At 65.6% G+C, this 20,518-nt stretch carries 16 protein-coding genes and 1 pseudogene; 9 read left to right on the forward strand and 8 right to left on the reverse strand.

What is annotated here, in order from left to right; all coding sequences use genetic code 11:
- Positions 1–10: 10 nt before the first annotated feature.
- The gene (locus tag V6S85_RS11000) at positions 11–355 is read left to right on the forward strand and encodes a hypothetical protein (RefSeq protein WP_133244857.1); all 345 of its coding nucleotides are present in this window, start codon (positions 11–13) and stop codon (positions 353–355) included.
- Between the two features lie 309 nt (positions 356–664).
- Here the strand turns inward: V6S85_RS11000 and V6S85_RS11005 are convergent, their stop codons facing one another.
- Both V6S85_RS11005 and V6S85_RS26570 read right to left on the reverse strand, forming a co-directional pair.
- Positions 665–1,030 (reverse strand): sensor histidine kinase, encoded by a 366-nt coding sequence (locus V6S85_RS11005; RefSeq protein ID WP_334348983.1) that lies wholly within the window; start codon positions 1,028–1,030, stop codon positions 665–667.
- Positions 1,031–1,159 (reverse strand): annotated as a pseudogene (locus V6S85_RS26570) (HWE histidine kinase domain-containing protein); the annotation flags it as partial.
- Positions 1,160–1,434: 275 nt separating this feature from the next.
- On the opposite strand from V6S85_RS26570, the gene V6S85_RS26575 reads away from it, so the two are divergent.
- Together V6S85_RS26575 and pgm are read left to right on the forward strand one after the other, a co-directional pair.
- Positions 1,435–2,097: a hypothetical protein gene (locus V6S85_RS26575; protein WP_442885656.1), complete on the forward strand. Its 663-nt coding sequence runs from the start codon at positions 1,435–1,437 to the stop codon at positions 2,095–2,097.
- Between the two features lie 516 nt (positions 2,098–2,613).
- Complete coding sequence (gene pgm, locus V6S85_RS11015) at positions 2,614–4,254, forward strand: phosphoglucomutase (alpha-D-glucose-1,6-bisphosphate-dependent) (protein ID WP_334348985.1); 1,641 nt, start codon at positions 2,614–2,616, stop codon at positions 4,252–4,254.
- Positions 4,255–4,316: 62 nt separating this feature from the next.
- Here pgm and V6S85_RS11020 read toward each other — a convergent pair whose 3' ends face one another.
- Together V6S85_RS11020 and V6S85_RS11025 are read right to left on the reverse strand one after the other, a co-directional pair.
- Positions 4,317–4,670, reverse strand: coding sequence for a GFA family protein (locus V6S85_RS11020; protein ID WP_116570188.1), 354 nt, complete (start codon positions 4,668–4,670; stop codon positions 4,317–4,319).
- Positions 4,671–5,579: 909 nt separating this feature from the next.
- Positions 5,580–5,849 carry a hypothetical protein gene (locus V6S85_RS11025; protein WP_133244856.1) on the reverse strand — a complete coding sequence of 90 codons (270 nt, stop codon included), beginning with the start codon at positions 5,847–5,849 and terminating at the stop codon, positions 5,580–5,582.
- 481 nt (positions 5,850–6,330) lie between these two features.
- Between V6S85_RS11025 and V6S85_RS11030 the strand changes: the two genes are divergently transcribed.
- From V6S85_RS11030 to V6S85_RS11045, 4 genes are read left to right on the forward strand one after another with little or no spacing between them, the layout of a single operon-like run.
- Positions 6,331–9,702, forward strand: a complete 3,372-nt coding sequence (locus V6S85_RS11030) for a response regulator (RefSeq protein WP_442885658.1) — start codon at positions 6,331–6,333, stop codon at positions 9,700–9,702.
- Positions 9,703–9,709: 7 nt separating this feature from the next.
- Positions 9,710–10,534, forward strand: coding sequence for a CheR family methyltransferase (locus V6S85_RS11035; RefSeq protein ID WP_116570186.1), 825 nt, complete (start codon positions 9,710–9,712; stop codon positions 10,532–10,534).
- A complete protein-coding gene (locus V6S85_RS11040) occupies positions 10,531–11,109 on the forward strand; it encodes a chemotaxis protein CheB (RefSeq protein WP_334348987.1) in 579 nt (192 codons plus the stop codon). The genes V6S85_RS11035 and V6S85_RS11040 overlap by 4 nt, the downstream gene beginning before the upstream one ends.
- Positions 11,106–12,317 (forward strand): hybrid sensor histidine kinase/response regulator, encoded by a 1,212-nt coding sequence (locus tag V6S85_RS11045; protein ID WP_334348988.1) that lies wholly within the window; start codon positions 11,106–11,108, stop codon positions 12,315–12,317. The genes V6S85_RS11040 and V6S85_RS11045 overlap by 4 nt, the downstream gene beginning before the upstream one ends.
- Here the strand turns inward: V6S85_RS11045 and V6S85_RS11050 are convergent.
- The 4 genes from V6S85_RS11050 to V6S85_RS11065 form a co-directional block, all read right to left on the reverse strand.
- Positions 12,314–12,613: a hypothetical protein gene (locus V6S85_RS11050; RefSeq protein WP_116570184.1), complete on the reverse strand. Its 300-nt coding sequence runs from the start codon at positions 12,611–12,613 to the stop codon at positions 12,314–12,316. The two genes, V6S85_RS11045 and V6S85_RS11050, sit on opposite strands and share 4 nt — an antisense overlap.
- A gap of 559 nt (positions 12,614–13,172) precedes the next feature.
- The gene (locus tag V6S85_RS11055; RefSeq protein ID WP_133244855.1) at positions 13,173–13,682 is read right to left on the reverse strand and encodes a hypothetical protein; all 510 of its coding nucleotides are present in this window, start codon (positions 13,680–13,682) and stop codon (positions 13,173–13,175) included.
- 88 nt (positions 13,683–13,770) lie between these two features.
- Positions 13,771–14,601 carry an NAD(P)H-hydrate dehydratase gene (locus tag V6S85_RS11060; protein ID WP_116490134.1) on the reverse strand — a complete coding sequence of 277 codons (831 nt, stop codon included), beginning with the start codon at positions 14,599–14,601 and terminating at the stop codon, positions 13,771–13,773.
- The gene (locus V6S85_RS11065; protein WP_116490135.1) at positions 14,598–15,359 is read right to left on the reverse strand and encodes a histidine phosphatase family protein; all 762 of its coding nucleotides are present in this window, start codon (positions 15,357–15,359) and stop codon (positions 14,598–14,600) included. Before V6S85_RS11065 ends, V6S85_RS11060 begins: the two co-directional genes overlap by 4 nt.
- Positions 15,360–15,902: 543 nt before the next feature.
- On the opposite strand from V6S85_RS11065, the gene V6S85_RS11070 reads away from it, so the two are divergent.
- Both V6S85_RS11070 and V6S85_RS11075 read left to right on the forward strand, forming a co-directional pair.
- Complete coding sequence (locus V6S85_RS11070) at positions 15,903–16,274, forward strand: helix-turn-helix domain-containing protein (protein ID WP_334348989.1); 372 nt, start codon at positions 15,903–15,905, stop codon at positions 16,272–16,274.
- A gap of 1,376 nt (positions 16,275–17,650) precedes the next feature.
- Entirely contained in the window at positions 17,651–20,143 is a 2,493-nt protein-coding gene (locus tag V6S85_RS11075; RefSeq protein WP_334348990.1) for a TonB-dependent receptor plug domain-containing protein, read from the forward strand.
- Positions 20,144–20,518 lie beyond the last annotated feature (375 nt).

Raw genomic sequence — 20,518 nt, forward strand, 5'->3', positions numbered from 1 at the left:
GAGGGGCGCCATGGCCAAGTTCGAAATCGACTACGAAGAGAAGCTCTATCTGGCGCTCGCCGCTCTGCGCGGCGCCGGCTACGCCCCTCTTCGTCTGGTGCTGGATCGCGCCGAGCGTCTGGGTCCCACGAGCATCGAGCGGCTTGGGACCGGAGCGGTCCGCGCGCTCGATATCGAAGTGGACGTTCGGCCCGACGAGACCCCTCACATCGTCGCCAGCAAGGACGGTCTGACGCTCCTTGCCCCGGTGGCGCTACGCCGGCTGGCGCGCTGGCTCGCGGCCGACGGAGGTCAGGCTGAACCCATGGCGCTCGTTCCCGCCTACCGCGTGCCGCCGCTTCGGGTCGTGAGTTAGGAAAGCGCTGGCCTAATCGGCCCCATTGCCTGGATCTCCGGCCGTAGGGTCGTGGGTGGCGTCCGTCTTCTGGTTTGGATCAAGAGCCGGATGCGGCGGCGCCTCCAGGCCGCCTGGCTGCGTCGCCTGCGGCTGTTGCTCTTGTGGCCTGGCCTGATCCTGTTTGGTCATCGGCATCCTCCTTTGTCATAAGAAGACAATCCCGAACGCGTCGACTGGCTTCCCTCGCGGCGAAAGAAACCGCGCGCGGCGAGCCGGGTTGCGTGGAGGCCGACGTCGGCGAGAACGGATTTCATCACATCCTAGCGCTCATAGACCCCTGGTGACGCACGTCACGCCCGTAGGAGCGAAGGTGACGTCTATGCCGCCGTCCACGTCACGATCCAGGGCGCGGGTCAGCAGCCGCATCCCGAAGCCGATCTGCCGGGGCTCTTCGACGGGCGGCCCGCCCTGCTCGCGCCATTCCAGCCTCATGCGCCCATCAGCGTCCTCACAATCGATGGACACGCGTCCCTGCTCGCGTGTCAGAACACCATACTTGACCGCATTGGTGGCGAGTTCATGCAAGGCCATCGCAACGGCGACCGCCTTCTGCGGCGGCAGTTGGACATCTTCCCCGCCAACGGCGAAGCGCGCCGCGCCGAAAGGTTCGATCGCCTCATGGATGATCCGCATCAGGCTGGCGGTGCGCCAGTCGGCCTGGGTGAGGACATTATGGGCGCGCGACAGGGCCAAAAGGCGGCCCTCGAACGCCTCTCTTGCCCCAGGCTGGGCCGCATCTCCGCAAAAGGTCTGGCCCGCCAAGGCTGAACCGTCGCCAGAGTGTTCTTGACGCGATGATTGGGCTCATTGACCAGCAAAGACTTGGCGTCGAGGGCCTGCCTCAGGTCGGTGAAGTCGGTGAAGGTGCAGACAGCCAGAGGTCGTCCGGTTCCATCCGCGACCCGCTTGCAATCCCCCGATAGTCGCACGATCCGTCCATCAGGACGGCGGTAGAGCTGCTCCTCTTTCTCAATCGTCTCGCCTGAAAGCGCGCGGGCCCCAGGATAGTCCTCAGAAGCAAACGGGGCGCCGTCGGCGTGCATGGCGCCATAAACGCCAAATTGTTCCGCCGAGCGGGTCAGAACGTCGTGGCCGACGATGAGCGATGCGGCCCGGTTGTAAAGAACGACCTGGCGAGTCTCGAGCGAGAGCAGCACCTCCCCCACCGGCATCTCCTCCATTACAGCGTGCAGCTGGGCTTCCGCCTTCTGGTTCTCCTGGCTGGTCAGGACCGCCTCGGTGACATCGAGCGCCTGGACGAAGAGCCGCGCCTGGCCATCGGACGCAGGCTCGATCCGCCGAAGCAGAATGTCGAAATAGCGCTCCTCCGGCGGGACGTCAGGACGGGCTTGGAAGGGCGTGCGCATCTGGCGCCCCACATAGGGCTGGTCACCGTCCATGACCCTGGTCATCAGCGCGAAAAGTGCTGGCGCTGTTTCAGGCGCGACCTGACGATAGGAGCGGTCCTGTATCTCGCCGCGTCCCCGGAATTCGACAAGCTCGGCGCTGGCGAACGCCACCACGAGGTCATGACCTCGATAGATCGCCACCAAGCCCGGCGCATTGCGGAAAAGCTCGACGAACCGAGCGTCCTCCTCGGCCTTGCGGCGGGCGGCCCCATCACGTTCGGCCAGCAGCTGCCGGCTGATCGCTCTTTAGGCCTCGTGACTACGACAACCAGCAGGCCCGAGGCCGCGTAGAGACAAAGCGCCGAGAGTTCGCCTGACGAGACATGGGCAAGATCGCCCCGGCTCGGCATCATCAACATCCAGACCCCGACCAGTCCGGTCGCAAGGGCGCTTAGGCCGCCCACGCGGCCCAAGACCAGACAACTCAGGAGGATCGTAGGGAAGAGAAGCGCAAAGCGCGCTCCGCCGGGCCAGACCCGCTCGGTCAGAGTATGCAGCCAGAGCGCCAGAAGCGCCGCTAGAGCGCCGCCGATCAGTCGCACCGCCCAGGGCATATCGCGACTGGCCAGGCGCGTGAAGGCCTCGAGCTTGAAAATGGCAGACCCCGTCTAAACATTGACCGCGTCGCTGAACGCCAGCTTGGCCACAACGTTCCGCCAGACTTTAACTGCCTCTTGCGCAGCGACAGCTGCCTTCGATTGGAGCGGCGAACTTCACGCCGCCAGATACGAAAGCGTCGGCGGCCCCTTTGCAGGAACCTATCCGAAGCCAGCGCATATTAGCCGCCAGTCATTTTCGGGTACATCCATGCACGAACACGCTGGGCGCCGCGCGCGCGCCGAGGACCTGACCGACATAGACGCCCTGGTCCGCGCCTACGCCGATCGGCAGCCGGACATGAGCGACGTCGGCCAGCGGGTCGCCTTCGGCACCTCGGGACACCGCGGCTCCAGCGCCGACGGCGCGTTCAACGAAGGCCACGTCCTGGCGATCACCCAGGCCATCGTCGAGCATCGCGCCGCCCAGGGGATCAACGGGCCGGTCTTCGTCGGCCGCGACACCCACGCCCTCTCCGAGCCGGCCTGGCGCTCGGTCCTCGAGGTGCTGGCCGGCAACGGCGTCGAGGCCCTGATCGACGCGGCCGACGGCTTCACGCCGACTCCGGCCGTCTCGCACGCCATCCTGACCCACAACCGCGCCCACCCCGGCCAGGCCGACGGCATTCTGCTGACCCCGTCGCACAACCCGCCGCGCGACGGCGGCATCAAGTACAACCCGCCATCCGGCGGTCCCGCCGGCGGCGAGATCACCTCGGCCGTCGCAGCCCGGGCCAACCAACTTCTCGAAGGCGGGCTGCGCGACGTCCGCCGCGTTCCGTTCGAGCGCGCCAAGGCGGCGGCCAAGGGCCATGACTTCCTCGGCCGCTACATCGACGACCTGCCTTCCATCCTCGACCTGGACGCCATCCGCTCGGCCGGCGTGAAGATCGGGGCCGATCCCCTGGGCGGGGCGAGCGTCGCCTACTGGGGCGAGATCGCCGACCGCCACCGGCTGGACCTGACCGTGGTCAACGACAAGGTCGATCCGCAGTGGGCCTTCATGCCGCTCGACAGCGACGGCAAGATCCGCATGGACTGCTCGTCGCCCTGCGCCATGGCCAACCTGATCGAGATGATGAAGGGCCAGACGCCGTTCGACGTCGCCGTCGGCAACGACGCCGACGCCGACCGCCACGGCATCGTCACGCCGGACGGCGGCCTGATGAACCCCAACCACTATCTGGCGGTCGCCATCGCCTACCTCTTCGCCCACCGTCCGCAGTGGGGCCAGAACGTCGCCGTCGGAAAGACCCTGGTGTCCTCCTCGATGATCGACCGGGTCGTGGCGGGGCTCGGCCGCCGCCTTCTGGAGACGCCGGTCGGGTTCAAGCACTTCGTTCCTGGCCTGCTGGACGGGTCGGTCGGGTTCGGCGGCGAGGAATCGGCCGGCGCGGCGTTCCTGCGCAAGGACGGCTCGGTCTGGACCACCGACAAGGACGGCATACTGCTGTCGCTGCTGGCGGCGGAAATCCAGGCCGTCACGGGCAAGAGCGCCAGCCAGCTCTATGCCGGCCTGGCCGAGCAGTACGGCGCCCCCTCCTACGCCCGCATCGACGCCCCGGCCGATCGTCGGCAAAAGGCCCGCCTAGCCGCGCTCAGCCCGTCGGACGTGTCGGCCCAGGTCCTGGCCGACGAGACGATCACCAGCGTCCTGACCGCCGCCCCGGGCAACGGCGAGGCGATCGGGGGCCTCAAGGTCACCACCGGCAACGCGTGGTTCGCCGCCCGCCCCTCCGGCACCGAGGACGTCTACAAGATCTATGCGGAATCGTTCCTGGGTCCCGACCACCTGAAGGCCGTGCAGACCGAGGCCCGCGACCTGGTCGGCAAGGCGCTCGCCACGACCTAGCGCTTCCCGCACGCTCATGCGCAACCCGTCCGAAGCACGGGCGCCGGGGCGGCGGCGATCGTTCAGTCTCCCTGCCTGCTGGCTTCAGACTGCGGAACCCACAGCGGCTCCAGCCAAGGCTCCCGATGTCTGGTCCAGCTCTCATACTGCGGAACAAAGACGCCGGCCTCGTCGAAGCGGCCAAGGGATACTTCGTACTCGCGCGTTTCGTCCGCGCCGGCGTTCTCGGCGAAGACTCTGGAACCGCAGCGTGGGCAGAAGTAGCGGACATAGCCGGGCGAACTCGACCAACCGACAACATCACCCTTGATGGTGACCTGGCTTGGGGCGAACACGACAAAAAGGTTGAACGCCGATGCATGGGCCTTGCGGCAGGTCAACCGCGCGGCAAGGCTCTCCAGCTCATCTTCGTTCAAGGCTTATCCAGGTTTCGCGCCAAGTCGCCTCCTTCTCTATCGCCTTTGCCGCCCGGGAGACAACGCAAGGCGCGGCTTTGCCCGCTCGTCCCATCCAGGCGCCGCCTCGGCGTTGACCGCCTTCACGGCCATGAAACCGATCCGGCGAGCATGTCCGCCGTGGCCGCCCCGGCTAAACCCTCGTCGCCCGCCAGCAGGACGGTCGCACCGCCGCCAGAGGCCGCGATCGGTCCTCGCGAACCGGAACGCCTCGCGAATGGCGCCTCGCGGCCGACGGGGCCAGAGCGCCACTTTCGCTTCCCCCTTGGTGACGATCTTGGCCCAAAGTCGGGCCCTTCCAACGGAGGCGTCCACTCGATCGGGCCCGCGCGGCTTCAAACCGTCATAGAGCGGAAAGAAGCGAACGATTGGGAACAAGCGCTACCGTTCAGGGTTTGATCCTACGTCAAATCACCTTTGACGATCCGCCGCTCTGTTCCCCCTTCGGGGCGGCGTCAGCAGGCAGGACGCACGATCCGCCAGGAGCGACCGTCCTCCTCTGTACTGGGCTCTGGCGCATGCACGTTGTCGCTGGAGCCCATATCTTCCGGCAGGAGCTATTGCGCCAACGAGCCCGCCGGTTCGTCCTTGCAAGACTTCCACTCTGCGGTCAGCGTGAGCTTCCAGCGCGCCGAGCGGCCTTCAACGCCGCCAGGTAGGCGCGAACTCGTGAGACGTTCACGCCCATCAGTGGACTCCAGTACGCAGCGGACCGGTCGTTCATCTCTACCTCGTAACCAGCATGTTTTTTCCTCTTCGAAGGAAGTCTCAGCAATGACTGGCGTTCCCTCTTGCGGATGAGCGCTCGCCGCCCACGATCTCTATCCATGGCGAAGCCGCGCCCCTTTTTGGCCGGCCATCTCGCGGCGCTCAGGCAGCCTGCGCTGTATTTTCAGGCTCGATGAGCGACACGCCGCCGGCCGCCACGCACCAGCGTCCGACCAATCGCTCCAACCGGTCATAAACCCATACTTCTCCGGCCCCATGCATGGCGTGCGCCTGCCGGGCCAGCGCCATCGCACGACGCTCGGCCTGACCACCGCTTTCAAAGCATGTGACTTCACCGCTGTAGGCGTTCGACAGGCGCCACCCGCTGTCGGGATTGGGCTGAACGATGAAAACGCCGAGTGCGCCGCGCATGAGGTCCTCGAAAGAATGGCCAGCGCCAATCGGCGCAGTACTGAGCCGCCCAAACGTCGCTCGCCTCGAACCCGTTCCTGGTGCGTTGATCCTCACTCCCCCTCCCGGTTGGAGGCCGAACCAGTGGTGAAGCCTTGGCGCCTTCGTGCGGCGTCCGGAAGCGGTTCGAAAGGGATATCGCCGCGCCGCCAACCAGGCCCGATTGGCGGTGAGGTTCTCTCGACGATTTTATTTCACCTGTGCGATGGGAACCTTTGCCTTAGCATCGCATTTGCACGCCAGCGTTCGCCGGGGGAAAAGATGAATTTCGTACGATCGTCATCATAGGCGTTCATCGCCCGCGATTTCCCGGCGCGCCCAAGCGACTTTTCCCTCCCCTTTTTCATTTCTTGCGCGCGGTTGGCGTGCCTGGCGTTCGAGTTCAATGCCCCAGAACACTTTTCGTCGCGCCGGATCGCGGGCCGACGTAGATCTTTGGACCATGCTAGGCATGGTCCTGGTTTTGGCCTTCTTCCTGATCAGCGGGTCGATCGCCTTCCGGAACATCCAGGTGCTGCGCAACAACAACCAGATGATCCTGCACTCGCATCAGGTGCTGATCGCGCTGGATGATCTGCTGTCGACCGCGCAAGACGCCGAAACCGGGCAACGCGGCTATCTCCTAACCGGCAACGACCGCTATCTGGAACCTTACCAGAGCGCGGTCACGGCCGCCGGCTCACGCATTGAGACGGCCAGATCGCTGACCACCGACAACCCCGTCCAGCAGGCCAATATTCGCCAGTTGGAGCGGCACATCGACGCCAAGCTCGCCGAACTGGACGAGACGATCAAACTACGCCGGGTGAACGCCCAGGCCGCCATGGCGGTCGTGGCCACCGATCGCGGCAAGACGGAGATGGACGCCATACGCAGCCAACTCGACGTCATGCGGCGCGAGGAGGACCGGCTGCGCGACCTGCGCCTGGCCGAGATGGACCAGGCCTATCGTACGGCGACGGCAAGCGGCGTGCTGTCGGGACTGCTGGGCGCGATCCTGACCATCGCCGTCTTCGTCCTGGTGCGCCGGGCCGCATCGGCCCGCGCGCGCGAAGACTGGCTCCAGTCCGGCCAGGTGGGCCTTTCCGAGGCGATGATGGGCGACAAGTCGGTCGAAGGCTTGTCCGAGGCCATACTCGCGTTTCTGTCTGACTATCTTGGCTTCCAGGCCGGGGCGCTGTTCAAGGGTGAGAACGGGTCCTTCTACCGCGCCGCCGCCCTGGGCCTTCCAGCAGACGCTCATTCTCCGCTGCGGTTCGACCTCAAGGAAGGTCTGCTCGGCAAGGTCGCCGCCGAGGGCCGCTCGACGATCGTTCGCGACGTCCCTGACGGCTACATGACGATCGGTTCGGCGCTCGGCCACGACAAGCCGCGCCACCTCGTGCTGGTGCCGACCCATGCCGACGAGACGGTGAACGCCGTCCTCGAGCTGGGCTTCCTGCATCCGGTCGACGAGCGGGTGCTTCATCTGCTCGATCAGGCGGCCGCCTCGATCGGCATCGCCCTGCGTTCGGCCCGCTACCGCGCAGAGCTTCAGAACGCCCTGGAGGAAACCCAGCGACAGTCGGAGGAACTGCAGGTCCAGAGCGAGGAGCTTCGCGTCTCCAACGAGGAGCTGGAAGAGCAGAGCCGGGCGCTGAAGGAAAGCCAGGTGCGTCTGGAACAGCAGCAGGTCGAGCTTGAGCAGACCAACAGCCAACTGGAGGAACAGGCCCAGACCCTGGAACACCAGAAGGATGCCCTGGAGCGCACCAGCGAGGAGATCACGCTCAAGGCGCGTGAGCTCGAACGCGCCAGCCAGTACAAATCTGATTTCCTGGCCAATATGAGCCATGAACTACGCACGCCGCTCAATTCCATGCTTATCCTCTCGGGCCTGTTGAAGGACAACCCGGACGGCAACCTCACGGAAAAGCAGGTCAGTTTTGCTCAGACCATCGTTTCCTCGGGAAATGATCTCTTGGTGCTGATCAATGACATTCTTGATCTGTCCAAGATCGAGGCGGGCCACGTCGAGGTGTTGGCCGAGCCCCTGTCCCTCCAGCGCCTGAGCTCGGATCTGAGTGGACTCTTCCACCCCATGGCTGAAGATCGCGGACTGGGCTTTGAGATCGATCTCTCCCCGCAGACGCCGCATACGATCCACACCGACCGCAAGCGCCTTGAGCAGATCCTCAAGAACCTGCTCTCGAACGCCTTCAAGTTCACCCAGACGGGCGGCGTGCGTCTGGCCATAGCGCCCAACCTGGCGGGCGGACTGTCATTCAGGGTCGAGGACACCGGCATCGGCGTCCCGCCCGAACACCAGGAGAGCATTTTCGAGGCTTTCCGGCAGGCCGACGGCACCATCAGCCGGCGCTATGGCGGCACCGGTCTGGGCCTTTCCATCTCGCGCGAGCTGGCGCGCCTGCTTGGCGGCGCCATCACCCTGGAGAGCCGCCCCGGCGAGGGCAGCATCTTCACGCTCAGCATCCCACTGGCCTACGATCCTTCGCAAGTCTCGCCCCGCCAGGCGCTGGTCGCGGCGCAGAACCCAGCGCCTGACCTGTCTTCGTCCACGCCCATGCAGAAGGCCAACCTGCCAGCCGCCAGCGTTGAGGACGATCGCGACCGTCTCAGCAGCGCCCGCCGCGTCCTGTTGGTGATCGAAGACGACGCCGCCTTCGCCGCCATCGTTCGCGACCTGTCGCGCGAGATCGGTTTCCAAGCCCTGGTGGCGGGAACGGCCGATGAAGCGCTGACACTGGCCCGACAGTTCAAACCCAGCGCCGTCGTGCTCGACGTCGGCCTGCCCGATGAATCCGGCCTGATGGTGCTCGATCGGTTGAAGCGTGACGACGCCACCCGCCACATCCCGATCCATGTTGTTTCAGCCAACGACCATGCCCAGACCGCATTGTCGCTGGGCGCTATAGGCTACATGGTCAAACCGGTTCGCCGGGAGGATCTGACGGAAGTCCTCCACGGCCTGCAGGCCAAGCTTTCCAGCGCCGTCAAACGCGTGCTGGTCGTCGAGGATGACGTAACTCAACGCGAGGCCGTGCGACATCTGCTGTCGGCGGGCGACGTCGAGACGGTGGGCGTCGGTACGGCCGCCGAGTGCCTTGAGGCGCTACGCGCCCAGACCTTCGACTGCATGGTGCTGGACCTGTCGCTGCCGGACGCCTCGGGCTACTCGCTCCTGGAAACACTGAGCCAGGACAGTGAGCGCGCCTTTCCTCCGGTGATCGTCTACACCGGCCATGACCTGTCGGCCGACGACGAGCAGCGGCTGCGCCGCTACTCCAGTTCGATCATCATCAAGGGCGCCAAGTCGCCCGAACGGCTGCTCGACGAGGTGTCGCTGTTCCTGCACCAGGTTGTTTCGGAATTGCCGCCCGAGCAGCAGAAGATGATTCAGAAGGCGCGCAACCGCGACGCGATGCTCGAAGGGCGTCGGATCCTCATCGTCGAGGACGACATCCGCAACGTCTACTCGCTGACCAACCTGCTCGAACCCAGAGGCGCGATCATCCAGATCGCCCGCAACGGCCAGGAGGCCATAGAGGCCTTGGACCGCGCCTCGCAGGACTCGTCTGCGGCGGTCGATCTGGTCTTGATGGACGTGATGATGCCGGTCATGGACGGCCTGTCGGCAACCCGCCAGATCCGCCAGGATCCTCGCTGGCGCAAGCTGCCGATCCTTATGCTGACCGCCAAGGCCATGCCCGACGACCAGGAGCGCTGCATCGCCGCCGGCGGCAGCGACTACATGGCCAAGCCCATCGACGTGGACAAGCTCCTCTCGCTGGTCCGGGTCTGGATGCCGAGATAGTCTTGCCGTGCCCGAAGACATCGTCGACCTCGAAATCCAGCTGCTGCTGGAAGCGCTCTATCAGCGTTACCATTACGACTTTCGCCACTACGCCAGGGCGTCGTTGAAACGACGCCTGACGCAGGCGCGTGACCAGCTGGGCTTTCCCACGCTCTCGGCGCTTCAGGATCGCCTGCTTCACGACGCGGCGTTCCTGCCGCGCCTGCTCGACTACCTGACCGTCCAGGTCAGCGAGATGTTCAGGGACCCGTCCTATTTCCGCGCCTTGCGAGAGAACGTCGTGCCGCACCTGCGCACCTATCCGTCGTTGAAGGTGTGGGTCGCCGGCTGCAGCAACGGCGAGGAGCTCTATTCGATGGCGATCCTGTTCCGCGAGGAAGGCCTTTACGATCGCACGCTGTTCTATGCGACCGACATCAATCCCGAAGCCCTGGCGGCCGCGGAGGCTGGTGTCTATCCGCTCGACCGTGTCCGCAAGTTCACCCAGAACCACCAGCAGTCGGGTGGGCGTTCGTCGCTGTCGGACTACTACACCGCCGACTACGGCCGAGCGGCCTTCGACAAGAGTCTGCGCGAACGGGTGGTGTTTTCCGACCACAGTCTGGTGACCGACGCGGTCTTTGGCGAGATGCACCTGATCTCCTGCCGCAACGTGATGATCTATTTCGATCGCCTCTTGCAGGACCGTGCGATCGGCCTTTTTCACGACTCCCTCGCCCGCAAGGGCTTCCTGGGCCTGGGCTCGAAGGAAAGCCTGCGCTTTTCCGCCCACGCCGAGGCCTTTGCGGCCTTCACGCCGAGCGAGAAGATCTATCAAAGGCGCGATCTATGAGCGCGTCGCCCCCCAGGGTCGTCGTCATCGGCGCCTCGGCCGGTGCGGTGCAGGCGCTGATGGCGATCCTGCCCCCCCTTCCCCACGACTATCGGCTGCCGATCCTCGTGGTCGTGCACGTCCCGCCCGATCGCGACAATGTCCTGGCGCCTTTGCTCGAGGCCAAATGCCGCCTGACGGTCAAGGAGGCCGAGGACAAGGAGCCGATAGCCGGCGGCGTGGTCCATCTGGCGCCGCCGGACTATCACCTGCTGGTCGAGACCAACGGCGCCCTGGCCCTGTCGGCCGACGCGCCCGTGAACTTCTCCCGCCCCTCGATCGACATCCTGTTCGAAAGCGCCGCCGACGTCTTCTCCGACGGTCTGGTGGGCGTGGTGCTCACCGGCGCCAATCAGGATGGCGCGGCGGGCCTGCGCGCGGTGGCCAAGGCCGGCGGCGCGGCGATCGTGGAAAATCCGGCCAGCGCCCAGGCGTCGGCCATGCCGCAAGCCGCGCTCGCAGCCACGCCGACCGCAGCCGTCATGTCCCTTGATGCAATCGCATCCTACCTCCTGAGTTTGGGAACCGAGCGATGATCGCCGATCCGCCGATCAACTTCCTCCTGGTCGATGATCTGGACGAAAACCTCCTGGCGCTAGAAGCCTTGCTTCAACGCGACGGGCTCCACTGTCTGAAGGCGCGCTCGGGCGAAGAGGCGCTGGAGCTGCTGCTGGTCCACGACGTGGCCCTGGCCCTGCTCGACGTGCAGATGCCCGGCATGGACGGTTTCGAGCTCGCCGAGTTCATGCGCGGCAGCGAACGGGCCCGCCATATCCCGATCATCTTTCTCACCGCTGGCGCAGCCAACCTTCAACGCCGCTTTCGGGGCTATGAGGCCGGGGCCGTGGACTTCATCCAAAAGCCCATCGAGCCCACCATTCTTCGCAGCAAGGCCGAGGTGTTCTTCGATCTCTACCAGCAGCGCCAGCAGATCGAGCGCCAGCGCGACGAGCTGGAGGCGCTGGCCCAAGCCCTGCGGCGCGCCGACCGTCACAAGGACAATTTTCTAGCTGTGCTGGCGCATGAGCTGCGCAATCCGGTCGCCGCCCTTGGCGGGGGCCTGCACCTGCTCAAGAAGGACATTCCAGCCGAGCGCGCCAAGGACATCCGTATCCGTATGGACAGGATGCTGGCGCACCTTTCCCACCTGATCGACGATCTGCTCGATGTCTCTCGCGTCAGCCAGGGCAAGATTTCGCTCAAGAAGGAGCAGGTCGAACTCGGCGATGTGCTGAAATCCGCGATCGAGGCCAGCCAGCATCATATCGACGCGGCCGGCCACGTGTTCGTCACCGATCTGCCGCCAGGCGAGATCTGGCTCGACGCCGATCACACCAGGCTGGCCCAGATCGTGGCCAACCTCCTCAACAACGCCGCCAAGTACACGCCGCCGGGCGGAACCATCACCCTGTCGGCGCGGCCGATGGAAGAGAACGTGGAGATTCGTATCGCCGACACCGGCGTCGGCGTGCCGCAAGAGATGCAGGCCAGAATCTTCGAGATCTTCGCCCAGGTCGAGGATCACCTGACAAAGGCCCAGGGCGGTCTTGGCATCGGCCTGGCGCTGGTTCGTCAGCTTGTCGCCCTGCACGGCGGTACGATCAGTGTCGAAAGCGCCGGCGAGAACCTCGGCAGCACGTTTACCGTGACGCTACCAGTCCTTCGGATCTCGAGCCCACCAAGCACTGAGCCCGCCGCGACTGTCGGTCTAACACCCCACCCCGGAAGCGACGCCGAAATCTAGGACCGGGTGATGACCCGCGCGCGGACGTAAACGGTGCGAGGACCGCGCAGCAGCAAGCCGAGCAGAACGCCTAAGCCGATGGCGGCCGTAAGGGCCAAGGCGGGCTTGTCGCGCACCTTGCTCTCGATCAGGCGCAGCCCGTCCTGGACGTGCTCACGGCCGCCCTCGTAGAGCTCCTCGGCGCCGCCCTTCAGGCTTCCATAGGCGTCCTTGGCGTGAGCGCCGGCTTCCTCGAACTTGCCCCTGGCCTTGGCGCGGTGGCGGGCGTCCAGCGAAAGCGGTCCGGTATCGGTCATGAGGCTCTCCCAGCTCTGGCGTGAACACCGCCGCCACCTGTCAGCGGCGCGGCTGCAACTGACAACCTTGCAAGAGCGCCGACGTTCCAACAGGGGGGCGGCGGCCACGCCGCCGAGGACGCGTCGGTCCTGCAAAGCTCCGCCCGGCTCGCGCCATGAGGCGGCCGGCCCCTGCAACGCGGCGGCCTGTTGGCCTTGGAGCAGCGAAGCGATCACTGAGCGCCTGCCCAAAGGCAAGGCCTGCTGGAGCCCTCAGCCAAGGCGAGCGTTGGCAGAGATAGAGAAAGCCAGAGAAGACGCCGTGACCAATTGCCGTCCTTCGACATCCAGCCAGACCCCGACCGAAGTTCCGCCCATGCCGACCAGGCCGGAGTTCGACGATCCCGTCATGCCGTTCGCAGAACCGCGGCCCGCCCCGCCAATGCCGGCTCCAGGCGACGGTCGAGCGTACGACACTCCGCCCCGGACCGATGACAAGAGCTCGCCCGAGCGAACCGGCGAGGTGAAGGCGCCAGCCTCCAAGGCCGCGCCCAAGACCACGGCCCGCAGGGCCTCCTGATCACGCCTCGCCGCCTGAGGCCTCATAGGCTCGCCTGGCCTCGACCACGCCCTTCTGGGCCTTTGCCCGGTCCTGGCGCCATCGTCTGCGAGAGGCTTTATCCTCTGCGTCCAGGGCCTCGCGGCGGCGCCGGATGTCAGCCTCCTCCTCCGCCCGTCGCTGATTGACCGCCGCCAGCGCCCTTTCGGCCTTCGCCAACGCCGAGCGATCGGGCCTTGGCTGCACCGCTGGCCCCTTCGTCTCGGCCACGACCTTGAGCCTCGGCGGCCCAGGCGCCGCAGGCGCCCTGGGCAGGGCCGGCTCGAGGCTGAACGCATCGCGGGAGCCGATGGCGCGGCGTAGCGGAACGCCAGGATTGGCCAGGGCCGCATCGGCGTTGGCCTCATCCTTGCTCACCCTGGCCCGCCCTTCGGCGAACAGATTCTGGCGAACGCCCCAAGCGGCCAGGGCGGCGGCTTGGTTGGGCGCAGCGACGATCGTGTCGAAAAAGCCGATCTGGGCGGCGTACACCTTCAGCTTCCGGGCCGGCGGGGCTTTGGCCATTATGTCTCACCACCCCGCGCGGCGCACATCGCACATCCGTGCTGGCGGCGAACGCTCAGACATGGAGCAGCCGTGGTATCTCGGCGGCGATCTCTCGCGCCAGGAAGCCCAAGGCGCCGACCCGCTCAGCCAGGCGCCTGCCTGCCTCACCATGCAGATAGACCCCCCAGGCTGCGGCTTGGAAGGGATCAACGCCCCGCGCCAGCACCCCGGCGATCACCCCCGCCAACACGTCCCCCGATCCGGAGATCCCAAGGCCCGCGCCGCCGCCGGCGTAGTACGCCAATCGTGCTTGCGGCGTGGCGATCACGGTTCTGGCCCCCTTCATCACGACCACCGCCGAAAACCGGCGCGCAGCCTCCTTAGCGGCGCTGGCCGGGTCGGCCTCGACCTCAGCCTTTTCCGTTTCCAGCAGCGTGGCCATCTCCCCAGCATGCGGGGTCAGTATACGTACATCGGGGCCTGGACAGGCCGCCGCCGCCAGACCGCCGGCGTCCAGGACCAACGGTGAACGCACATGCAGGCATAGCGCCTTGGCCAAGCGCCCTAGGTCCGCCTCCATGCCAGGACCGATCAGGACGGCGTCAGCTTGGCCAAGGGCCTGGAACAGCGCGTCATCGGCCTCCTCATCGCGCGGCAAGCCCAGGACACGCGCCTCGGGCACAATCAGGCTCATCATGGCGACCGCCTCGGCGGGCGCTGTCAGTTGCAGCTTACCGGCTCCGGCGCGTAGAGCCGCCTCGCCGGCGAGACGACCAGCGCCGAGGAGCGCCACGCCGCCCCCGACCACGAGCACCCTGCCGCGGGCCTCCTTGCCCCCCTCCCCTGGATGCGGCAGCCGGTGGTCCCTGGCCCAAGCAGCGTCTATCGTGATCGGCGGGCTCATCTGGCAGCCACATTGGCGTCGGGCGCGGCGGTGACCGCCGTCTCGCCTTCCAGCGGCGCGGTGAAGTTATATCGCACCAGCCGCAGCCCCCCGTCGGCGCCCTGATCGGGGTCGAAGCGATACTCGGTGACGCCGCAGTTGGCGATGTCGGCCAGGCGATCGATCTTAAGGATTTCGTCCTCGGTCAGGCTTTCCAGAAGATAGCGTAGACAAAGGACGACGACCTGATGGGCGACGATGAGGACTCGGTCTCCGGCGTGGTGCAGGCTGATGGTGTCCAGCAGACTGCGCAGGCGCAGGATCACGTCGCACCAGCTCTCACCGCCGGGCGGCCGGTGATAGAACTTGCCGAGAAGACGACGAAATTCCGCCTGTTCCGGGAACCTGGCCTCGATGCCGATCCGGGTCAGCCGGTCGAGCACGCCAAACTCCTTCTCGCGCAGACGCTCGTCGATGCAGAACCGCTGGTCGGGGCGCTCAAGACCGCCGGCCGTTCTGATCGCCTCACCGGTTTGGACGGCCCGTCGGTAGGGAGAGGCCATCATGGTGCGAGGACGCTGGCTGGCGGGCATGGCGGCGAACCAGCCGCCCAGAGCCTGCGCCTGGTGGTGACCAAGCGGGCTCAGCGGCACGTCCATGTCGCGATCGGCAATATCGATGAGGCCAAGCCCGGCGGCGTCCGCGGCGTCTCGCGCGACATTTCCGGCGCTCTGGCCATGGCGGACGATCCAGAGCACGGCGGGCCAACGTTTTTCCATGTCCGAACAACTCTTCAGGCCCCGTGCGGTTCGCCTGACACGCCTATCCCCCGCCCGTCTTGAGCAACACTCGGCGTATCGGCTCCGTCCCTTGAACGCGCGAAGGCGCCCCGGCTGGACCGGGGCGCAGCGGCGCTCAAGCCTAGGGGCGAGCGGTCCAGGACGAGCCTGGTATCTAGATGCTGGAGCGGCCTGACGCTGACCGGCGTCAGGCCATCACTGTTTCGACAAGCTGCAAGAAGGTCGGGCGATTGATGTGTGATCAGCCTCGGCGACAGTCGCTTCCAGACGGAAAGACGATCGAAAATCGCAGTGCATTTCGTCAGGCATGACAACGCCCTCCGCTGTTGGCTCGTTCACACCGCCAAGGCCGTTTCTGCTCCAGCGGATGCTTGAAAAGACTACGCCCCAGAGCGGCGGTTGTTCCGTACGCGAACCGATTGCTATCGCCCGGGTGGAAAGCCCAAGGCCTGGAGGTCGACGCCCCTAGCGCCTTGATCCTGGACCGACTTTCCTGGCCAATGACGCAACCACGGAGGGCGTATGAAGGAGCTTGCGGCCAACCAGGCCCTGGACCGGCACATCGGCGCCTTGCTGCGCGGTCATCGGCGCGCCAAGGAGATCTCGCAGCATGATCTGGCCGCCACGGTCGGCCTGACCTTTCAGCAGATCCAGAAGTACGAGTGCGGCGAAAACAGGATCAGCGCTTCAAAGCTGGTCCAGATGGCCCGCGTTCTGGGCGTTCCCATCACAGCCTTCTTCGCTGGCCTGGAGACCCCTCATGGCGACGACCTGCTGGCGCGGTTCTGCCAACTCGACGGTGCGACCGGTTTCATGCACGCGGCGCTGCGCATGCCGCCCGCCGTGCGGGCGGAAATCTTCCGGCTGGCCGGATCCTGGGCCGACGCCCCTTAGGGCCGGGCCAAGGGGGGAGTTGCGCGTTCCTGTTACGTTCGGGTGATGCTAGGATGGGCGGATGGGCGCTCAAGCTCAAACGCGCGACGAAAAGGCGACGCTTCTGGTCCAGGCAGCCAACTGCCAGATGCGTCCGATGGATAAAGAGAACTGAACGCGTGAGCGGCCAATGCCTCTGCGTGTCCCATTGAAATCCTGTCTCCGGGGCTGTGCTCACGCTTCCTGGCTGGATAGCGTCACCAATTGTGCTTTCGCATTATCCACCTCAGCACCCACATATTTACCGGCTTTCGAACGACGGGAACGCCTTGGAGAGCATCGGGAAACACTTCCAGGTCGCCGCCTGCGGCGAGCACATAGGGTATTGCGCGCTGGGTCAGGGTGCAGGCCAAAGGCAGTAGCGTCTGGACGTCCAAGTTGGCGTCCAACACCGCCCCATCGATTGGCCCTCTTTCGATTATGGTCATGGCTTCAGAGAGCTGGGCTACTGGTCCAACGGCCTGGTTGCCGAAAGCCACAAGCGCGTTCGCGAGTTCTTGCGCCAAGATACAGTCGCCTTCGACCACCAAGATTCGAAAAGGCGCTCGTGGTGGAACCAAGCGTTGCCTCTCACGGCTTTGGCGATCGAGAGCAGCCAGTTGCACACACCACCGAGCGTACCGCCGCAGGGGCCTCTAAAGCTTTCGCTTGCTGCTTTTGCGCATCACGCTGGGCTTAGCCCGACCAGCAGACCATTTTCTCCCACCCTTCTCAACTAGAAGAAGAGACCGCCTCCACGTCTTCAGCCCGAAACACGCTGGGGCTGGCCCTACACGTCGGCGCCAAGCCACGCGCCCGGTCGCCGCACGCTCAAGCCTCATGCCTCATCAAATCCAAGGTCGCGCCCGGGGGGGGCGGTCATCGAAAAGCGCCCGTCTACACAGTCGACGATCTCGCCCAATGCTCGGGCGCCGCAATCATGATCATCGCGCTGCAAAAAATCTCGGCGGGCGCCGCCCAAAGGGGCGCCCGCACGTCGGGAAACGCCGTTACGACAACATGACGGCAAGGTCTGTTGCGAAAGCGACAGAGTTGAAGAAATGTTTCATCGGCGAAATTCGATGAATGTGTCGCCCGCACTCTAGTACCCAACAATAAAAATGATCCCGGGAAGCCCTACGGAGAAAGCAAACACGCGCGCATAGCGCCACGAGGGGATATGCATGACTAAGTGCTCACGTAATATTCTGCTTTCTGGAATTTCAGCTCTTTCTCTCTCCTTTGCTTGTGTCGGTCTAGCCAACGCCGCCGAAGCGCCGCCCGCACCGGCCGAGCCGACCGCGACCGAGGTCGACACCGTCATCGTCCTGGGCACGCGCAGAACCGACCGCTCGGTCGTGGATTCGCCGTCTCCGATCGATGTCTTCGGCGGCGAGGAACTCGCCCGCCAGCCGGCCGCAGACATGCTGGACGTGGTCAAGAACCTCGTCCCGTCGTTCTACGTGCCCCAGAACACCATCTCCGACGCCTCGACCTTCGTGCGCGCGCCGTCCCTGCGCGGCCTCGGCGCCGACCAGGTGCTCGTGATGATCAACGGCAAGCGCTATAACCGGTCGGCGCTGGTCCAGGTCGTCACCGGCGGCGACACAGCGCTGTCACTGGGCGCCCAGGCCGTCGACCTATCGATGATCCCGTCGATCGCGGTGAAGAACCTGCAGATCCTGCGCGACGGCGCGACCGCCCAGTACGGCTCGGACGCCATCGGCGGCGTCATCAACTACGGCCTGCGCGACGCCGACAGCGGCTTCGAGGCCCAGGCGCGCTATGGCCAGACCTACGCCGGCGACGGCGACAGCTACCAGTTCGCGGTCAACGGCGGCTTCAAGCTGTTCGACGCCGGCTTCGTCAACGTGTCGGCCGAGTACTTCGACGACGGCCAGACCAGCCGCGGCGCCACCCGGCCCATCGCGGCCGTGTTCGCGGCCAACAATCCCACGCTCGCCAACCAGCTGCCCAACTATCCGGGCCCGGCGCAGATATGGGGCTCGTCGCCGACCAACGGCTACAAGGTGTTCGTCAACTCCGCCTATGACGTGGGCGAGAACACAAGCATCTACCTGACGGCCAATGTTGGGCATCGCGAGGCCGATCAGAGCTTCAACTATCGCTCGCCGATCTCGGCGCCGACGCCGCTGGCGGTCAACAACGGCACTGGCGCGCCGGCCACGGGCTCGCCCGGGCGCAACGGCGCCTTCGCGCCGATCTATCTGACGCCTTGCCCGGTCGGCAACGCCACCTGCCCGACGGGCGGTTTCGTCAAGGACGGCAACGTCTTCAACTTCACGTCCATCTATCCGGCCGGCTTCACCCCGCGCTTCCAGGGCGAGGTCGAGCAGTTCTACGGCACGATGGGCGTCAAGGGTAAGGCCGACAGCGGACTGACCTACGATCTGTCGGCGACCGTGGGGAAGAACTCGCTCGATCTGGCGATGACTCATTCGCTGAACGCCTCCTTCGGCCCGACCAGCCAGAAGGAGTTCAAGTTCGGCAAGCTGATCCAGCGCGAAACCAACCTTAACCTCGACCTGACCTATCCGCTTGAGGTCGGGTTCGCGAGCCCGGTCACCCTGTCGGGCGGCGCCGAGTTCCGGCACGAGGAATATGAAGCCACGGCTGGCGACCTGCAGTCCTACGCCGCGGGTCCCTATGCGGTGCAGCCGCTGTACGTGCAGGTCTCGCCCGGCGTCTACACCCGCTCGATCGTGAACGGAAATCCCGAGACGGCTTCCCAGTCGCCCGGCGCCAGCGGCTACGGCGGCACCAGCCCGGCTTCGGCCAAGACCTCGACCCAGAGCAACTACGGCGTCTATCTGGGCGCCGAGACCGACGTCACCGAGGCCTTCACGGTGGGCGTGGCCGGGCGTTACGAGGACTACGACACCTTCGGCGACACCTTCGTGGGCAAGGTCAACGGCCTCTACGAGTTCTCCGACATGTTCTCGGTGCGCGGCACCGTGGGCACAGGCTTCCACGCCCCGTCGCCCGGGCAGAGCAACACCGAGATCCTGACGACGGCGTTCGCCCCCGGCGGCGAGCAGGTGCAGACCGGCACCTATCCGGTGACCAGCGCCATCGCGCAGTACTTCGGCGCCAAGACCCTGACGCCTGAAAAGTCGACCAACTACGGCGTCGGGTTCATCTTCAACCCGATCAGCAACTTCACGCTCACCGTCGACGGCTACTTCATCAAGGTGAAGGACCGCATCAGCATCACCAGCACCTTCGACGTCGAAGCCGCCGACATCGTCGCCCAACCGGCGCTGGCCGCGGTCGGCGTCGGCGGCGCGGTGGCCTATTTCACCAACGGCTTCGACACCGAGACCAAGGGCGTCGACGCGGTCGCCAGCTATCGCACCGAGCTGCTGGACAACCCGCTGAGCCTCACGCTCGCCTACAGCTACAACAAGAGCGAGGTCACCAAGTTCGATCCCATCGCCATCGGCGACGACCGGATCTACGACATCGAGAACATCACGCCCAAGCACCGGGCCAACGTCTCGGCCAGCTACGAGGTCGCCGGCTTCACGATCAACGCCCGCGGCAACTACTACAGCAGCTGGAGCACCAACCAGGACTATCCGGGCCAGAAGTTCGGCTCGAAGGTCACCGCCGACCTCGACGTCAGCTACACGGTCGCGGAGAAGTACACCCTGACCGTCGGCGCCAACAATCTGTTCGACGAGTACCCGGACAAGCTGGCCCCGACCACGGCCAACCCGATCTACGCGATCACCGGCAGCACGGCCGACGGCCAGATCTATCCGCGCTCGGGCGGTCCGTTCGGCATGAACGGCGGCTTCTGGTACGCGCGCCTGAAGGTGAAGTACTAGGCCCTCACACGGCCTTGTCGCCTCCGCGCGAGACGGCGGCGAATTGGGAAACGGCCAGGGCCTTCCTGGCCGTTTTTCCATCCAGCCCGACTACATCGCCACTGGGCGCCTAATCCGCACGAAGCCGCCTCAATCACTCGTCATCCGCAGCCGCGACGTTGCAGCCACCGGAAATGACGATGTCGGCGACGCACGCAAAGCCCACCGCGACGTCCCGCAACCCTCGCCGTCAGCGCCTTCCGCCCCGTCACCAAGCGCTCATCCAGAAGCTTGAGCGCCAGGGGCGGTCGCCCGTCCGCGCCGCCCAAGCGCCGTAGAGGGCCGACAGCATCGACTGCCCAGATGCGCCTCCGCCTGGTTGAGATAGAACAACAA

Source organism: Caulobacter sp. CCNWLW153 (genome assembly GCF_036889365.1).
Classification (GTDB): Bacteria; Pseudomonadota; Alphaproteobacteria; order Caulobacterales; family Caulobacteraceae; genus Caulobacter; species Caulobacter radicis.

Bases quoted from the DNA above. Each gene is read 5' to 3' on its own strand.
- V6S85_RS11000 (WP_133244857.1), top strand. From the start codon at position 11: ATGGCCAAGTTCGAAATCGACTACGAAGAGAAGCTCTATCTGGCGCTC.
- V6S85_RS11005 (WP_334348983.1), bottom strand. From the start codon at position 1,030: ATGCGGATCATCCATGAGGCGATCGAACCTTTCGGCGCGGCGCGCTTC.
- pgm (WP_334348985.1), top strand. From the start codon at position 2,614: ATGCACGAACACGCTGGGCGCCGCGCGCGCGCCGAGGACCTGACCGAC.
- V6S85_RS11025 (WP_133244856.1), bottom strand. From the start codon at position 5,849: ATGCGCGGCGCACTCGGCGTTTTCATCGTTCAGCCCAATCCCGACAGC.
- V6S85_RS11030 (WP_442885658.1), top strand. From the start codon at position 6,331: ATGCTAGGCATGGTCCTGGTTTTGGCCTTCTTCCTGATCAGCGGGTCG.
- V6S85_RS11040 (WP_334348987.1), top strand. From the start codon at position 10,531: ATGAGCGCGTCGCCCCCCAGGGTCGTCGTCATCGGCGCCTCGGCCGGT.
- V6S85_RS11045 (WP_334348988.1), top strand. From the start codon at position 11,106: ATGATCGCCGATCCGCCGATCAACTTCCTCCTGGTCGATGATCTGGAC.
- V6S85_RS11050 (WP_116570184.1), bottom strand. From the start codon at position 12,613: ATGACCGATACCGGACCGCTTTCGCTGGACGCCCGCCACCGCGCCAAG.
- V6S85_RS11060 (WP_116490134.1), bottom strand. From the start codon at position 14,601: ATGAGCCCGCCGATCACGATAGACGCTGCTTGGGCCAGGGACCACCGG.
- V6S85_RS11065 (WP_116490135.1), bottom strand. From the start codon at position 15,359: ATGGAAAAACGTTGGCCCGCCGTGCTCTGGATCGTCCGCCATGGCCAG.
- V6S85_RS11070 (WP_334348989.1), top strand. From the start codon at position 15,903: ATGAAGGAGCTTGCGGCCAACCAGGCCCTGGACCGGCACATCGGCGCC.